Annotated in this window: 13 protein-coding genes; 9 read left to right on the top strand and 4 right to left on the bottom strand. The window is 70.6% G+C overall.

Going from position 1 to position 13232, the window contains the following annotated elements:
* Positions 1-2: 2 nt before the first annotated feature.
* Both WBG99_RS33155 and WBG99_RS33150 read right to left on the bottom strand, forming a co-directional pair.
* The gene (locus tag WBG99_RS33155) at positions 3-1523 is read right to left on the bottom strand and encodes a sodium-dependent transporter (RefSeq protein ID WP_338899886.1); all 1521 of its coding nucleotides are present in this window, start codon (positions 1521-1523) and stop codon (positions 3-5) included.
* A 517-nt stretch (positions 1524-2040) separates the two neighbouring features.
* Positions 2041-2733: a GntR family transcriptional regulator gene (locus tag WBG99_RS33150; protein WP_338899885.1), complete on the bottom strand. Its 693-nt coding sequence runs from the start codon at positions 2731-2733 to the stop codon at positions 2041-2043.
* A gap of 135 nt (positions 2734-2868) precedes the next feature.
* Here WBG99_RS33150 and WBG99_RS33145 point away from each other — a divergent pair, with 135 nt between their 5' ends.
* The 6 genes from WBG99_RS33145 to WBG99_RS33120 all read left to right on the top strand — a co-directional run bounded on the left by WBG99_RS33145 (position 2869) and on the right by WBG99_RS33120 (position 9754).
* The gene (locus tag WBG99_RS33145; RefSeq protein WP_338899884.1) at positions 2869-3789 is read left to right on the top strand and encodes an ornithine cyclodeaminase family protein; all 921 of its coding nucleotides are present in this window, start codon (positions 2869-2871) and stop codon (positions 3787-3789) included.
* Between the two features lie 40 nt (positions 3790-3829).
* Complete coding sequence (locus WBG99_RS33140) at positions 3830-5116, top strand: FAD-dependent oxidoreductase (protein ID WP_338899883.1); 1287 nt, start codon at positions 3830-3832, stop codon at positions 5114-5116.
* Between the two features lie 301 nt (positions 5117-5417).
* Positions 5418-5702, top strand: coding sequence for a hypothetical protein (locus tag WBG99_RS33135; RefSeq protein ID WP_338899882.1), 285 nt, complete (start codon positions 5418-5420; stop codon positions 5700-5702).
* Positions 5699-6379 carry a response regulator transcription factor gene (locus WBG99_RS33130; RefSeq protein WP_338899881.1) on the top strand — a complete coding sequence of 227 codons (681 nt, stop codon included), beginning with the start codon at positions 5699-5701 and terminating at the stop codon, positions 6377-6379. Before WBG99_RS33135 ends, WBG99_RS33130 begins: the two co-directional genes overlap by 4 nt.
* A 145-nt stretch (positions 6380-6524) precedes the next feature.
* Positions 6525-7223, top strand: a complete 699-nt coding sequence (locus WBG99_RS33125) for a class I SAM-dependent methyltransferase (protein WP_338899880.1) — start codon at positions 6525-6527, stop codon at positions 7221-7223.
* 146 nt (positions 7224-7369) lie between these two features.
* The gene (locus WBG99_RS33120; RefSeq protein ID WP_338899879.1) at positions 7370-9754 is read left to right on the top strand and encodes an alpha/beta hydrolase; all 2385 of its coding nucleotides are present in this window, start codon (positions 7370-7372) and stop codon (positions 9752-9754) included.
* A 188-nt stretch (positions 9755-9942) separates the two neighbouring features.
* Here the strand turns inward: WBG99_RS33120 and WBG99_RS33115 are convergent, their stop codons facing one another.
* Together WBG99_RS33115 and WBG99_RS33110 are read right to left on the bottom strand one after the other, a co-directional pair.
* Positions 9943-10131, bottom strand: coding sequence for a hypothetical protein (locus WBG99_RS33115; RefSeq protein ID WP_338899878.1), 189 nt, complete (start codon positions 10129-10131; stop codon positions 9943-9945).
* Between the two features lie 11 nt (positions 10132-10142).
* A complete protein-coding gene (locus WBG99_RS33110; RefSeq protein ID WP_338899877.1) occupies positions 10143-10703 on the bottom strand; it encodes a DoxX family membrane protein in 561 nt (186 codons plus the stop codon).
* A gap of 350 nt (positions 10704-11053) precedes the next feature.
* Here WBG99_RS33110 and dhaK point away from each other — a divergent pair, with 350 nt between their 5' ends.
* The 3 genes from dhaK (at position 11054) to WBG99_RS33095 (ending at position 13162) form a co-directional block, all read left to right on the top strand.
* A complete protein-coding gene (gene dhaK, locus WBG99_RS33105; RefSeq protein ID WP_338899876.1) occupies positions 11054-12046 on the top strand; it encodes a dihydroxyacetone kinase subunit DhaK in 993 nt (330 codons plus the stop codon).
* 95 nt (positions 12047-12141) lie between these two features.
* Complete coding sequence (gene dhaL / locus WBG99_RS33100; protein WP_338899875.1) at positions 12142-12765, top strand: dihydroxyacetone kinase subunit DhaL; 624 nt, start codon at positions 12142-12144, stop codon at positions 12763-12765.
* Complete coding sequence (locus tag WBG99_RS33095) at positions 12752-13162, top strand: PTS fructose transporter subunit IIA (protein WP_338899874.1); 411 nt, start codon at positions 12752-12754, stop codon at positions 13160-13162. The genes dhaL and WBG99_RS33095 overlap by 14 nt, the downstream gene beginning before the upstream one ends.
* The last annotated feature ends 70 nt before the right edge of the window (positions 13163-13232 follow it).

The following is a 13232-nucleotide window of genomic DNA, read 5'->3' as shown; positions in this document are numbered from 1 at the left end:
GGTCAGCCCTCCTCTCCCTGATAGGCGGGCGACTGTTCGTCGTCGGCCGTCGCGCCACGGCCGATCCTCCGCGAGAACAGGTTGTTGAGCAGCAGCATCATGACCAGGAGGACCGTCCACTGGAGCACCATGGTGCCGATGCTGAACGTCTGGAACGGGTCGTACCAGGTCTGCGAGTCATCGGTGACGGAGAGGTACATGAACCAGCCGAACACCACGGCGAACATCAGCGGGAACAGCCCGATCAGTACCTTCCACCACGCACCGACCCTGAAGTCGCTCGCGAGGTCGAGCGTGCGGCGGGCGCGTTCGAGGCCGTAGCGCATCATGGCGATGGCCGCGAACAGACCGCTGATCAACAACCCGACGCCCCAGACGTTGTCCTGGTTGGTCAGCACGTCGAGGTTGAGCGCGGAGGGGAGGCCTCCGACCAGCGTGACGAGGACGATCGCCACAACGGCCGTCTTGCGTGTGATGCCGAAGTCGATCACGTTGCGCACGGCGAGCTCCATCATGGAGATCAGGCTGGACAGGCCGGCGAGCACGAGCACGAGGAAGAACAACGGCGCGAAGAACCATGTGCCGCCGGGCAGCTGCCCGAACAGCGCGGCAAGGTAGACGAACATCAGGCCCTGGTCGCCGGCGGAGACGGCCTCCTGCGCGTACTGCGGCGACTGCACCGCGAAGACCGTGCAGATGACCGCGATCCCGGCGAGCAGCGAGGCCAGGTGGTTGCCGGCGACCACGATTCCCGCGTTGAGCGCGAAGTCCTCCTTCCTGCGCATGTAGACCGAGTAGGTCAGGTAGAGACCCCAGCCGGCACCGGTGGAGAAGGCCATCTGCACGAACGCGCCGAGCCACATCTCACCGTCGAGCATCCTGCTCCAGTCGGGCACGAACAGGTAGCGCAGCCCCTCGCCGGCCCCGGACAGGGTCATGGCACGGGCCGCGAGCAGCACCAGGATGACGAAGAGCGCCGGCACGGTGAACTTGAGAACGGCCTCCAGGCCGCCCTTCAGGCCGCGGATCACCACGAAACCGACTAGGAAGGCCGCGATCACGTGGAACGAGATCGTCTGCGCCGGACTCGCGATGAAGCCGTCCCAGAGTTGCTGTGTCTGCTCTCTGTCGGCGCCCGAGGAGAACTTGCCGCTCACCGCGTAGACGAAGTAGCGGATCGCCCAGCCGCAGATGACCGTGTAGTAGAAGAGGATGCCCATGGTGACCACGGCCATGAAGCCGCCCATCCAGGCGAATCTGCGGCCCATGAACTCACGGAACGCCCCGATGGTGCCGAGTCGGCTGCGGGATCCGAGCAGCGATTCCGCCATCAGCAGCGGGACCGCCCAGACCAGGTTGGCGAGCACGAGGGCGATGATGAACACACCACCCCCGCCCGCTCCGACGTCGCGGGGGAATCGCCAAATGTTGCCGGTGCCCACCGCCATCCCGATGGCGGCGGCCACGAACGCGAAGCGGCTGGAAAACACCTCTCGCTTCGTGCCGGATGTCTGACGCGCCATGATCAGGTTCACTCCGTTCAGCCGGTTGGGGACTACCGCGCCCTGACAGGTCAGCGCCGCACCTCGTGGTCACCCTCCCCCGCGACGCCGGGAACAGGTCGTGTTCCTTAACGCGTGGCCGGTAATGTATTACACCTCACCTGTTGTGGCGCAAGAGTCGTACCGGGAACTTCTCCGCTGCCGGAGCCCGCCATGGTTCACGTCGGAGAAGAGGCCGGGAGGCCGCCCGTCCGAGGACGGCACGGCAGACTCCACACGTGAATGCCCTGTCCACCGTCGCCTCCCGCGGCACGCGGCGACTCCCCGTCACCGGCCACTTTCACCGAGGAGGTTTCCTCACCGGCCCCCTGGACCGGCTCGCGCACCGGCCCGGCTCACCGCTCGGCCCAACCGGGCAGCAGTGCGGCAGGCCGGACGCGCGACGCAAGTCGCCCTCGGCCGGCACCTGGCCCCCGCAACAAGGCCGTCACCATCCGGTCCGCCGACGAGCGGGACATCCAGCCGACTCCCGGCAGCGTCAGCCGTTGCCTTCCGTCCGGCCGGCCCAGATGCCGCGGCTGTGGGTGAGGTGCTTGCGCATGAGTTCGGCGGTCAGCTCCGCGTCGCCCGAGAGGACGGCCTCCACGATGGCGACGTGCTCCTCGCCGGACTGGGTCAGCTCACCCTGGTCCGCCAGCTTCTGCAGGCCCTCCATGCGCGCCTGGTCGCGCAACTGGCCGACCATCGCCACGAGGCGGCGATTGCCCAGCAGTTCCAGCAGGCCGAGGTGGAACTGCCGGTCCAGGTCCAGGAAGGGAACGAGATCTCCCACACGTGCGGCGCCGGTGAGCTGCTCGGCGAGTTGCCGGAACCCGGCCACGGACGCCCGGTCCACGCTCTCGGCGAGCTCGACCATGGCCGGGACCTCCAGCATCGTGCGCAGCCGGAAGATCTCTTCGAGATCGTGGTCGGTGAGGACCGGAACCCTGAATCCCCGGTTGCGGATGATCTCCACCATGCCGAGATTGGCCAGATCCATGACGGCCTCGCGGACCGGCGTGATGGAGACCCCCAGCTCCGAGGCCACGTTGATGACGCTCTCCACCTGCCCGGGCTCGATCTGCCCCAGTACGATCCGGGTGCGCAGCGCCTCCCGCGCCTGCTGACGGAGGCTGACCGACTTGAGTTGCGCATCGCGCGCGGGCGCCCCTGCCGGACGAGAAGTAGTCATGCGCAATGCATAACACAGAACAGTAAGGCCTTACGACGGGCCTCCTTGCCGTCATATGTAAGGTGTAATACCTTACGCACGCTCCTCCGATACGAAGGCGGTGGAGGAAACGCCCGGACGAGGAAGTGGAGTGCCATGAAGACGATCACCGTCGGTGAGCGCGAGATCCGCGAGGTCGTGTCGATGAAGGAGGCGATCGACGCCGTACGGCAGGGCTTCGTCGACCTGGCCGCCGGGGAGTTCGAGATGCCCACCCGCACCGCGCTGCGGGACGGGCAGTTCCTGGTGATGTCGGCTCATCACCGGCCGACCGCCTCCGCCATGTTCAAGACGCTGAGCGTGAACTTCGAGCGCAAGCCCGCCATCGCGGGCACCGTGATCTGGAGCGAGACCGGCCACCTGGACCACCTCGTCGCCGACGCCGGATCGGTGACCGCCCTGCGCACCGGTGCGGTCGTCGGCGTCGCCACGGATCTCCTCGCCCCGCCCGAGGCCGGGCGGCTCACCCTGATCGGCGCGGGCGGGCAGGCCCCGGACCAGGTCCGCGCCGTCCACGCGGTCCGGCCCCTGTGTCAGCTGACTGTGGTGGACGCCGACCTGGGCCGGGCACGGGACCTCGTCGAACGACTGGCGCCCGAGCTGGCCGGGGTGGAGCTGCTCACCGCGACCGACGCGGTGCCGGCGGTCCGGCAGGCCGACATCGTCTGCTGCGCGACCAACGCGACCACCCCGCTCTTCCCCGAGTCTGCGCTGCCCGAACAGGTGCACGTCAACGCCATCGGCGCGTACCGCCCCACCATGCGGGAACTGCCCGACGAACTGCTCGCCGGCAGCACCGTCATCGTCGACGAACTCGATGCGATCCTGGAGGAGTCCGGCGAGATCATCCACGCCCTCGAATCCGGGGCCATCACCCGGGACGCCCTCACCGAGCTCGGCACCGCGCTGAGCGCCCCCAGCCCCGACCACGGCAAACGGACCGTGTTCAAGTCCGTCGGTGTCGCCGTCCAGGACTGGGCCGTCGCCCGCCTCCTGGCCGACAGGTTCCTCGCCTGACCCGGCCGAGGCCGGTCCGCGATCCGCGGGAAGGACAACGATGACAGACAGCGCAGTGATCGTCGGTGCGGGCGTGATCGGACTGGCCACCGCCCACCGGCTCGCCCAGGACGGCCTGGCCGTCACCGTGGTGGACGCGGCACGCGGCGGCACGGCCGGAGCCTCCGTGCACAACGCCGGGTGGATCGTTCCGATCATGTCGACTCCCGTGCCGACGCCCGGAATGATCGGGAAGGCCCTGCGGTGGATGGCCCGCAGGGACAGCCCCCTGTACGTCCGCCCCTCCCCGCGTCCGGAGCACGTGCGCTTCATGCTCGGCATGCTGCGCCACTGCAATCCCCGTTCCTTCGCCGCCGGAGTCGAGGCGCTCACCTCCCTCAACGAACGCACGCTTCAGCTGTTCGACGAGTACGAGAAGGACGGCATACGCTTCGAGCACCACCGCGTGGGCCAACTCCTGGTCTTCACCACCCGGCACACCATGGAGGAGTACCGGGCGGCGACGGCACCCATGGAACGGATCGGCCACACCGCCGTCCCGCTGACCGGCGACGAACTCCGCGACCTCGAACCAGCGCTCGGACAACAGGTACTGACCGGCCTGCACTGCCCGCAGGAGCGGCACGTCGACCCCGCGAGTCTGGTGAGGGGCCTGGAGGACCGCTGCCGGGAACTGGGCGTGCGGTTCCTGCACGGCAGCCCGGTCACCGGCATCCGCTCAAGGGGCCGCGACGTGACCTCGGTGCTCGCCGGCGGCGAGGAGGTCCACGGTGATCTGTTCGTCCTCGCGGCCGGAGTCCACACCGGCCCGCTCTCGCGGCTGGCCGGACACCCCCTGCCCATCCGGCCCGGCAAGGGATACGGCTTCGACGACACCAGCGGCTCGGTGACGCTGCGGCACTCGGTGTACCTGGGCGAGGCGAAGGTCGCCGTGACACCCCTGTCGAACCGGCTCCGGTTCGCCGGAACGATGGAGTTCGGCAGCTCCGACGCGACCATCGATCCGCATCGCCTGCGGGGCATCGCCCGCTCCGCCCACACCTACCTGCCCGACTTCCCGCTGGACGCGCAGCCGCAGGGCTGGACGGGGCTGCGTCCGATGACGCCCGACGGACTTCCGGTCGTCGGACCGCTGCCGGGCAAGGACAACGTGCTGGTCGCGAGCGGGCACAGCATGCTCGGGGTGACCCTGGCACCGGTGACCGCGGACATCATCTCCGCGGAGGTCACCGGAGGTCGGCAGCGAGCCGACATGGCCCGTACAGCTCTCCCCTTCTCTCCGCGGCGCTTCGTCTCACGGCGTGGACGGCCCACTGCAGACGACTGACGCGACCGCCCCCGGGAGCCGCCGCAGGCCGCACCCGGGGCCTCTCCCCTCGTTCCGCTCGATCCCGGTCGATTGAGCTCGGTTGCGTTCGGGTTCGAAGGGCAGGGCAGGACCGGCCCCCGGGCTGCCCTGCCCTGTTCGCGCTGCCCCGTCCTCCGTCGTTCGGCCGAGGACTCGCCGACAAGGCAGCGCAGGTGTGGCCGTTCGGCCGAGGCGCGGCACCCGGCGCGACGGGAGAGTGGTGCCCGGCTCCGCGCGTGCGGAGCCGACGGGACCGAGCGAGACGGCAGAGGAGTCACACATGTCCGGGACAGCGGGCACCGGAAGCCGGAGCGGAGCGGAACAGCCGGAAGCACGGCTGCGCGGCGCGCGTGCGAACGGGCACCTGGCGCGGGTGACCGCCCTGGCCGCGACCGCGCTCATCGCGGCGCAGTGGCTCGCCGTGCAGCTGCCGCCGTCCAGGGCCGCGGCGCCGGAACACCCCTCGCGGACAGCGGTGGAGGTCACCGAGGCGGCGGGGCTCGCCCTCCAGGTGAGGGGCCCGGAGCGGCTCGCCGGAGTGAGGGAACAGGGGAAGCCGGTATGACGATCCGTGTGGTCGTCGTGGACGACCAGACCATGGTGCGCTCGGGATTCGCCGCACTGCTGTCCGCGCAGAGCGACATCGACGTCGTGGGAGACGCACCCAACGGCAGCCTCGGCATCGATGTCAGCCGCAGCACACACCCCGACGTGGTGCTGATGGACGTACGGATGCCCGAGATGGACGGGCTGGAGGCGACGCGACGGCTGCTCGCTCCGCCGCCCGGTGTGACGCACCGGCCCAAGGTGCTCATGCTGACCACCTTCGACATCGACGACTACGTGTACGAGGCCCTGCACGCCGGAGCCAGCGGCTTCCTGCTCAAGGACGCCCCGGTCGCCGAACTCGTGCAGGCCGTCCGGGTGATCGCCGCCGGTGACGCACTGCTCGCCCCCTCGGTCACCCGGCGCCTCATCGAGGACATGACGCGGCGCCACCCCGTTCCGCGCCGAAACGCCCGCCTGCGACTGAACGGGCTCACGCCACGGGAGACCGAAGTGCTGCTGCTGGTCGCACGGGGCCTGTCGAACACGGAGATCGCCGCGCGGCTGGTGGTGGCCGAGCAGACCGTCAAGACCCACATGAGCCGCCTGCTCGCCAAGCTCGATGCCCGCGACCGGGCCCAACTCGTCGTCTTCGCCTACGAGTCGGGGATCGTCGTGCCCGGAAAGGCCACCTGACCGGCCGACGGTACGGCCCTCGCCCGGCACCGTCATACCCAGGTGTGACACCCGAGTTGGCACCCGGGTGTGATGTGCGGCCCCGAGCCCGCGCCCCAGCATCACCGCGCCCGACCACGGACCGGTTCCCGCAGGAGCGTGACACATGCGCCAGCCCATCGACATCGACCACATCCGCCACCTCTACAGCACCTACGCCCACGACCTCGACCGGGTGCGCGAGCGGCAGCGCGCGCTGCTCGCGCCGCCCGCCTCGATGAAGGCACAACTCGACGACATCGAGGCGGAGATCACCTATCTGCTGCTGCGCGAAGCCCGCCCGGAGACGGTCGTGGAGATCGGCACCTTCCACGGCTGGTCCACCACCTGGATCCTGCGCGCCCTGCGCGACAACGGCACCGGGCACCTGTACTCGTACGACACCGTCGACCACGTCGCGCGGGAGGTTCCCGGCGAACTCTCCGAAGGACGCTGGACCTTCACGCAGGGAGACGCGCGGGAGAACCTGGAGAAGATCCCCGACACCGCGGACTTCCTCTTCATCGACGCCGCGCACTCGGCGAGCTTCGCCCGCTGGTACATCCGTGACCTGTTCCCTCGCATGCGTCCGGGCATCCCGGTGTGCGTCCACGACGTCTTCCACGGCCGCAGGCCGCTGCCGTTCACCGAGGGGGCGGTCGTGCTGCGCTGGCTGGCCGAGCGGGAGAACCCCTGGTTCACAGCCTCCCCGGCTCGCGCTCCCAAGATGTACGACCGGCTGACGCACATCAAGCAGTCCCTCACGCTGGACCACCCCCTGCGGAACAGCCGGGACAACCCGATGATCTTCTTCACGCTGCGGTGACGGCGACGCAGTTCCCCCTACCGAGGTGCTACACGGACAATCGCACTCCCGTGTGATGCCGGGCAGGACCCCTTCTCCCTAGCTTCCGCCCACCAGGTCGCCCGTCGAGGCGGCCGACGGACCGACGGATGCTGGGGAGACACACCATGCGGCGCTTCAAGCGCACTCTGACCGCCTGCGCGCTCGTCCTGACGATGGCCGCGGGAACAGTGGGCTGGGCATGGGGCGAGGTGCAGACCGCCGTCACCGGCCCGCCGCCGGGCACGGCGGCGTGGACGGCCGACCGGGTACTCGGCAGGAAACTGCCCGACCCGGCGTCGGCCGCCCCGGCGCACGTCGCCCGCTTCTTCGCCGGGCTGACGGCGGCTCAGCGCGAGCTGCTGGGCACGCGTCACCCGCTGGTCGTGGGCAACCTCGACGGGGCCCCGCCCGAGTTGCGCTACGCCGCCAACACCCGGGCGCTGGCCGTCGAGCGCTCCCGTGCCCGAGCCCGAGCCGCCGACCCGGAGCTGTCCGCGGGCCCCCGGCGCCAGGCCCGCGCACAGGCGGCGACGTACGGCAGGCTCCTCGCGCCGGGCCACCGCGTCCTCGCCTTCGACCCGAGAGGACGCGGACAGGTCGCCGAGGTGTACGGGGACCTGCGGACCGCCCGACGGGCCGCGGTCGTCGTACCGGGGTCCGACACGGATCTGGCGTCCTACGACGTGGTGGCGCGGATGGCGCGCGACCTGCGCGCGGAAATGGCCCGGCTCTCGCCCGACGACCGCCCGGCGGTCATCGCCTGGGTCGGTTACACGACCCCGGTCGGCGTCGGCTACGACGCCGCCACCGGACGCCTCGCGGAGCAGGGGGCGCCCCGGCTCGTACGGCTCCTCGGCGGCCTGGCCGCCACGACCCGTCCGGTGGCTCCGCCCGCCGTGTTCTGCCACAGCTACGGCTCGGTCCTGTGCGGCAGCGCCGCCCACCGCCTGACCGGGCGACAGCTGTCCGACCTCGTGGTCGCGGCCTCACCCGGCGGCATGGAGGGGCACTACCAGCAGGACCTGGAGACCTTCCAGCGCTGGGGCTTCGACTACGTCAAGATCGACTGGTGCGGCGGCCGTGAGGAGGGGCTCGACCCCGAGACCACGTACAAGCAGATCACCGCAGCCAACGAGGCCGCCACAGCGGTCACCGGCCGCAAGCTGGTGCTGTCGTTCTGCGAGTGGGGCACCGGACTGCCGTGGAACTGGGCGCCCGGCTACGGCGACCTGTGGCGCACGAGCACCGACATCATCTTCTGGGGCCAGACCGCCAGCACCGGCAAGATGCTCGCCAACTTCGACAAGGGGCTGCACCCCGCGGCCCAGCACACCGGGTACTACAACGACCCCGACATGCTGATGGTCGGCATGAACGGTCTCAACGCCGCACAGAACCGGCTGCACATGAGCCTGTGGGCGATCTCCGGTGCCCCGTTGCTGGCCGGCAACAACCTGGCCACGATGAGCACCACCACCCGTGACATCCTCACCAACTCCGAGGTCGTCGCCATCAACCAGGACGCCCGCGGCCTGCAGGGCGTCAAGGTCGCCGAGGACACCCGCAACCTCCAGGTGTACGGCAAGGTGCTTTCCGGCACCGGTCAGCGCGCGGTGCTCCTGCTCAACCGCACCGGTTCCGCCGCCTCCATGACGGTCCGCTGGGCCGACCTGGGTCTGACCACCGCGTCCGCGTCCGTGCGCGACGTGTGGGCGGGCACCAGCGCCGGTTCCTCCGCCACCGGCTACACCACCACCGTCCCGGCGAACGACGCCGTGCTGCTGACGGTCTCCGGCACCGAGGCGTCCGGCTCGACGTACGAGGACACCGCCACCGCCACGACACCGACCTTCACCGGCGTCACCACCGCCGCCGCGGGCACCAAGCTGGTCGACATCACGTACGCCAACGGCGCCGGCACCGCCCGCAAGGCCACCATCCAGGTCAACGGGCAGTACACGTACGTCGTGGCCTTCCCGCCGACCGGGTCGGCGACCACGTTCCGGACCGTGTCCGTGCTCGCCCACCTGGGCAAGGGGAACAACACCGTGCGCTTCGCACCCGTCTCCGGCAGCGCCGCCCCCGACATCGACGCCGTCCGCGTCCAGGGCATCCCCGGCACCGACGGTGTCGCGCTCGCCGGCGCCGCCTCGAACCGCTGCGTCGACTTCGACAAGAACACCATCACCAACCTCACCCAGGCGCAGATCTGGGACTGCTCCGGTGGGCGCAACCAGACCTTCACCCAGACGTCGCGCGGTGAGTTGGTCGTGTACGGCAACAAGTGCCTGGACGCCGACAACAACGGCACCTCCAACGGCACCAGGGTCATCATCTGGGACTGCAGCAACGGCACCAACCAGAAGTGGACCGTCAACTCCGACGGAACCATCACCAACAACCTGTCCGGCCTCTGCCTGGACGCCACAGGTGCGGCGACCGCCAACGGCACCAAGCTGGCCCTGTGGACCTGCAACGGCCAGAACAACCAGAAGTGGACCGTCAACTGACACCCGCACCACGAACGTGACGCACCACCGGCGAGGGCGCTGTCGGCGCCCTCGCCGGTCGGCGATCGCAGCTGGACCGCTGTCGACGGCTCCTCGCCGACCTCCCCGCGACGGCGCCCGCACCCTCTGTGGAGCACTGCGCCCTGGCCGGCGAACCGAACGTCTTTCCCGGTGACCCGGCCCTGAGGTCAACTGCTCCGCTTCGGCTCGGGTGTGGTGATGTCTGCTGGGCTGGTGCGGAGCATGGCCTTGCAGAGGGCGTCATGTCGGGGCGAGGCGGGGAGGGGGTCGCGAGCCGGATCCTGGAAGGACTGGGTCAACAGGGCGACGACGCGCCGCCAGGCGTCGGGATCGGCGTCGCCGGCGGCGTTGACCACCCCGGCGGGAACTAGTTACGGACGAGCAGGACCACGGCGGCCGTTACTGCGCCCAGGACGAGCGCGGCGATTCCGTAGGCGGTCCGGTGGGCACGCAGGACGGGCAGGAAACGGTCGGCGGCGAAGCGGCCGGGGCCGGCCAGCGCCAGCGCGGCGGCACCGGCGGCCACCAGCACGTCGAGCTCGATGCCGCCGTCCTGGTCCATCATGAAGAAGCCGCCGGCCCAGTTCACGGCCATCGCGTTGAGCATCGTCCCGAAAACGGCGGCACCGGCCAGCGGAGTGAGCAGGCCGAGGGCGAGGCCCAGCCCGCCCAGGGTCTCGGTGAGCCCGGCGACGAGCGCCAGGGTCCTGGCGGCCGGGAAGCCGCTCACCTCGAAGAACTGGCCGGTGCCCTCGATGCCGCCGCCCCCGAACCAGCCGAAGAGCTTCTGTGTGCCGTGTCCGATCAGGAGGAAACCCAGCACGAGGCGCAGGACGAGCAACCCCAGGTCGTGGTGGGGCGCGACGGCCTCTTCGGTGGAGGAGGAGCGACGAGAAGCGGCGACGCCGGTGTGGAGGAGGGAGGTCATAGGCTCTGGCCTTTCCATAGATGTTTGAACTTTCAAGGTCGTCTTCGACTGTAGTTGATGCTCCAAATTTTTAACAACCGCCCTGGTGCGGGCACGCGATGCGATCCGGGAAACCCGCGACCGGCGTTCCCGCGAAGCCCTTTCGCATGATGGCGGTGCGTGGACGAGCAGCCACCGTGTACGACCGGCCTCCACCCGTCGGGGGCCGCACGCGTGACCCGAGCCCGCTCAGCGTCGATACTTCCGAGAGCGGGCCACCGGAAGCGTCGACCCGCACACCAGTCACACCTGACGGCCCGTCACCACAGTAGGTCCGAGACCCGTCTGCTCATCTCACCAGGAGGTACCCAATGAGGATGCTCATCAACGTCGCGGAAAGTGTCGTCGCCGACGCGTTGCGGGGTATGGCGGTCGCGCATCCCGAGTTGACGGTGGACGTGGGGAACCGGGTGGTGGTGCGGCGGGACGCGCCGGTGGCCGGGAAGGTGGGACTGGTTTCCGGGGGCGGCTCGGGGCATGAGCCGTTGCACGGCGGGTTCGTGGGGCCGGGGATGCTGTCGGCGGCCTGTCCCGGTGAGGTGTTCACCTCGCCCGTGCCGGACCAGATGGTACGGGCCGCGGCGGCCGTGGACAGCGGGGCCGGGGTGCTGTTCATCGTGAAGAACTACACCGGTGACGTGCTGAACTTCGACATGGCTGCCGAACTCGCCGAGGACGAGGGCATCCGGATCGCCAAGGTCCTCGTCGACGACGACGTGGCCGTGACCGACAGCCTCTACACGGCCGGGCGGCGCGGCACGGGGGCGACGCTGTTCGTGGAGAAGATCGCGGGGGCCGCCGCCGAGGAGGGGCAGCCGTTGGAGCGGGTCGAGGCGCTGGCCCGGCAGGTCAACGACGGCTCCCGCAGCTTCGGCGTGGCCCTGAGCGCCTGTACCACTCCGGCCAAGGGGAGCCCGACCTTCGATCTCCCGGACGGGGAGCTGGAGCTGGGAGTCGGCATCCACGGTGAACCGGGGCGTGAACGGCGCGCCATGATGACCTCTCGCGAGATCGCCGACTTCGCGGTGAACGCCGTCCTGGACGACATGAGCCCGCGCGACCCGGTGCTGCTGCTCGTCAACGGCATGGGCGCGACGCCGTTGCTGGAGCTGTACGGCTTCAACGCGGAGGTGCAGCGGGTGCTCACCGAGCGGGGGGTCGCCGTGGCCCGCACCCTCGTCGGCAACTACGTCACCTCGCTCGACATGGCCGGGGCGTCGGTGACGCTGTGCCAGGTGGACGGGGAGTTGCTGCGACTGTACGACGCGCCGGTCCGGACGCCGGGGCTGCGTTGGGGCGTGTGAGCACCCGGCCGCCGGGAGGCGCTTCGGGGCCGACCGGCTCACCCCGCCCCCACCCCCTCGCAGTGAGCAACTCTCGTACCACGCAAGGAGATTCCGTGTTCGACGCCGACTTCTTCCGTCGTTGGATGGCCGCCGCCGCTGCCTCGGTGGAGCGCGAGGCCGAGCGGCTCACGGCGCTCGACTCGCCGATCGGGGACGCCGACCACGGCAGCAATCTGCACCGCGGGTTCGCCGCCGTCGCGGCCGTGCTGGAGAAGGAGGCACCGGACACACCGGGCGCCGTCCTCGTGCTCGCCGGCCGGCAGCTGATCTCGACCGTCGGCGGCGCGTCCGGCCCGCTGTACGGCACCCTGCTGCGCCGGACCGGCAAGGCGCTCGGCGAGGCGGCCGAGGTGAGCGAGGGCCAGCTCACGGGCGCGCTGCGCGCCGGGGTCGACGCGGTGATGACGCTGGGCGGTGCCGCGCCGGGCGACAAGACCATGATCGACTCACTGGTGCCGGCCGTCGACGCGCTCGCCGAGTCGTTCGCCGCGGCGCGGTCCGCCGCCGAGGAGGGTGCCCTGGCGACCACGCCGTTGCAGGCCCGCAAGGGCCGGGCCAGCTATCTCGGTGAGCGGAGCGTCGGACACCAGGACCCCGGCGCCACCTCCGCCGCGCTGCTGATCGCGGCCCTCGCCGCCACCGCCGAGACCCAGGAGGCCGCCGGTGTCCGACGATAAGCGGGTCGGCATCGTGCTGGTGTCGCACAGCGCCGCCGTCGCCGTCTCGGTCGCCGAGCTGGCGCAGGGCCTCGCGGGTGCGGGGGTCGCCGTTCCCGTCGCCCCGGCGGGCGGCACCGAGGGCGGCGGCCTGGGCACCAGCGCCGAGCTGATCTCGGCGGCAGCGGCCTCCGTCGACCGGGGTGCCGGGGTCGCCGTCCTCACCGACCTCGGCAGCGCCGTCCTCACCGTGAAGGCCCTTCTCGCCGAGGGTGACGAACTCCCCGCGGACACCCGCCTGGTCGACGCCCCGTTCGTCGAGGGCGCCGTCGCCGCCGTCGTCACGGCCTCGACGGGCGCGGACCTCACGGCGGTGGCGGCTGCGGCTGCGGACGCGTACTCGTATCGGAAGGAGTGACGCTCCCGAGCGTGACCCTTGCGTGCCGGGGGCCCGCCGTCCTGTCGGGCGGCGGGCCCCCGGCAGGCCT

The organism is Streptomyces sp. TG1A-60 (assembly GCF_037201975.1).
Classification (GTDB): Bacteria; Actinomycetota; Actinomycetes; order Streptomycetales; family Streptomycetaceae; genus Streptomyces.
Note: the sequence above shows the minus strand (reverse complement) of the source record. Positions and strands in the feature narration are given on the sequence as shown.

Excerpts from the sequence above, each read along its gene's own strand:
- WBG99_RS33155 (WP_338899886.1), bottom strand. The coding sequence starts at position 1,523 with ATGGCGCGTCAGACATCCGGCACGAAGCGAGAGGTGTTTTCCAGCCGC.
- WBG99_RS33150 (WP_338899885.1), bottom strand. The coding sequence starts at position 2,733 with ATGACTACTTCTCGTCCGGCAGGGGCGCCCGCGCGCGATGCGCAACTC.
- WBG99_RS33145 (WP_338899884.1), top strand. The coding sequence starts at position 2,869 with ATGAAGACGATCACCGTCGGTGAGCGCGAGATCCGCGAGGTCGTGTCG.
- WBG99_RS33140 (WP_338899883.1), top strand. The coding sequence starts at position 3,830 with ATGACAGACAGCGCAGTGATCGTCGGTGCGGGCGTGATCGGACTGGCC.
- WBG99_RS33135 (WP_338899882.1), top strand. The coding sequence starts at position 5,418 with ATGTCCGGGACAGCGGGCACCGGAAGCCGGAGCGGAGCGGAACAGCCG.
- WBG99_RS33130 (WP_338899881.1), top strand. The coding sequence starts at position 5,699 with ATGACGATCCGTGTGGTCGTCGTGGACGACCAGACCATGGTGCGCTCG.
- WBG99_RS33125 (WP_338899880.1), top strand. The coding sequence starts at position 6,525 with ATGCGCCAGCCCATCGACATCGACCACATCCGCCACCTCTACAGCACC.
- WBG99_RS33120 (WP_338899879.1), top strand. The coding sequence starts at position 7,370 with ATGCGGCGCTTCAAGCGCACTCTGACCGCCTGCGCGCTCGTCCTGACG.
- WBG99_RS33110 (WP_338899877.1), bottom strand. The coding sequence starts at position 10,703 with ATGACCTCCCTCCTCCACACCGGCGTCGCCGCTTCTCGTCGCTCCTCC.
- dhaK (WP_338899876.1), top strand. The coding sequence starts at position 11,054 with ATGAGGATGCTCATCAACGTCGCGGAAAGTGTCGTCGCCGACGCGTTG.